We start from the raw sequence: 2041 nt of genomic DNA, 5'->3' as shown, positions 1-2041 counted from the left end.
GTGGCTGTTGCTTTTTGAGCACGGTCTTCTGGAGTGGTAGATCCGGTGGTCTGGGTGATCGTTGGATGGGCGGGTGGCGAGGGGTTTTCGGCGGGTTGATCGGGATCAGCAGTTTCTGTTGCCGGTGGACATGCGTGAGTGGCTTGCTGGCGATCACGTGGTGTGGGCGCTGCTCGAGGTGGTCGAGCACTTGGACGTCACCGAGTTGGAGGCCCGCTATGCGCAGGGCGGGCCTGGTCGCCGCGCTTACGATCCGCGGATGCTGCTGGCGCTGCTGATTTACGCGTACTCGGCTGGAGTCCGGTCTTCGCGGCAGATCGAGCGGCTGTGCCGGACGGATGTGGCGATGCGGGTGATCTGCGGGCTGCAGGTGCCCGATCACACGGTGATCGCTCGGTTCCGGCAGCGGCATCAAGACTCGGTGCGGGCATTGTTTACCCAGGTGCTGTTGATCTGTGCGAAAGCCGGGATGGGACGGCTGGGCACCATCGCCGTGGACGGCACGAAGATCGCCGCAGACGCATCGAAGAAGGCCACCTGCCGGAGGCAATGGCTGCAGCAGCAAGTCGATGAGATCCTCACGCGGGCCACCTCGGAGGATGCGGCTGAAGACGCCGAGTTCGGGTCGGCCAACCGTGGTGATGAGACACCGCAGGGACTGCGGGGACGGCGTGATCGGGAGGAGCGGCTCAAGCGCGCGCTGGCTGAGGTGATCGCGGAGGAGGCCGAGCGTGGTCTGGATGAGGAGGCCGCAGCCGCTAAGGAACGCGCGTTCCTCGAAGCCACCCGGGCTGGCCGCAATGATGTGGGGTCTCGTCCGGTCGGGGCCGATCCGGTGGCGATCGCCGAGGCTCGGCTGCAGGCCGCCCAGGATCGCCTGGCCAAGGAAGTCGCGGCCAAGCGAGAGCAGATCGCAGTGATGCGTGAGCGGATCCGGCGGTTCGAGGCTGGTGAAGGGCCTAAGCCGAATCTCGGGCCGTTCAGCTTCGATGAGAATCGCGGCCAGCAGGTGGCCCGCGCCAAGCGGTGGGTGGCCCGAGCCGAACGGGAACTGGCGGCCGCCCGGGCACGCACGTCTTCCCCACCTTCGGAGTCTCAGCAGGCCGATCTAACACCGGTGCCGGGCGGCGGCCGGCACGGACCGCGAGGCATCAAAAGCAAGGACGAGCGTCCGGTCGCACGATGCAACGTCACCGACCCCGACAGCCGCCTGATGCAAGACCGCAACGGAGGCACGATCCAGGGCTACAACGCCCAACTCGCCGTCAGCGACGACGGCCTGATCCTCAGCCCCCAGGTCGTCCAGGACGCCAACGACCGGCGGCAGCTACGACCGATGACCCAGGCCGCGGTCACCGCCGCGCTGCTAATTCACCGCACACGATGCCCACGTCAATGCCCGACACCAGGCGGATGCTGCGCCGCGGCATCAGCCGAACGCAACGACGCCGGCGACACTTCCGGCTGCGAAGAGGCGGATTGCCGCTGCCGGGCCGACTGGATCGGCACCATGCTGTTCGACGCTGGCTACTGGACCCAGGACAACCTCACCGCACCCGGCCCTGACCGGCTCATCGCGCCCGGGAAAAACGGCGACCTTCCCCAGCCGTGCGAGCACCCCGACCCGCCACCTGAGGACGCCGACCCGGCCACCCTCATGCTCCACCGACTGGCCACCGAAGACGGCACAACCCTCTACAAACGACGAGCCGCCACCGTCGAGCCCGTCAACGGCCACCTCAAAGACCGCACGGCCCTGCGTCGCTTCGCACGCCGCGGCCTGGCCGCCTGCCAAGCCGAACTCACCTTCGCCGCGACGGTCCTCAACCTCGGCAAGCTCTGCCGCTTGGACCCCGCTCGCCGCGCAGCCGCCCTGACCAACTGACCTGGGCCCGCACCCAGCGGACGTATCCGAGCTCCGGCCTCCGCAAACCGCACGCATAGCCCGGCAAACTGCCAAACACGTCGATCTTCCCCGGACCACCATCCGACCGCTACAGCCGACCCCGGATCAGACCCCGAAATTAAGCAACAGCCACAC

General features: G+C 67.6%; 2 protein-coding genes. One reads left to right on the top strand and one right to left on the bottom strand.

The features are described 5' to 3' along the window. A partial coding sequence (locus ACFFNX_RS48560) for a hypothetical protein (protein ID WP_378213224.1) occupies positions 1-190 on the bottom strand: 190 nt, incomplete at its 3' end. Here ACFFNX_RS48560 and ACFFNX_RS48555 point away from each other — a divergent pair. Then, positions 191-1885, top strand: a complete 1695-nt coding sequence (locus tag ACFFNX_RS48555) for a transposase (protein WP_378213223.1) — start codon at positions 191-193, stop codon at positions 1883-1885. The last annotated feature ends 156 nt before the right edge of the window (positions 1886-2041 follow it).

The organism is Actinoallomurus acaciae (assembly GCF_042429965.1).
Lineage (GTDB): Bacteria > Actinomycetota > Actinomycetes > Streptosporangiales > Streptosporangiaceae > Actinoallomurus > Actinoallomurus acaciae.
This window is presented reverse-complemented; position numbering and strand designations above follow the sequence as displayed.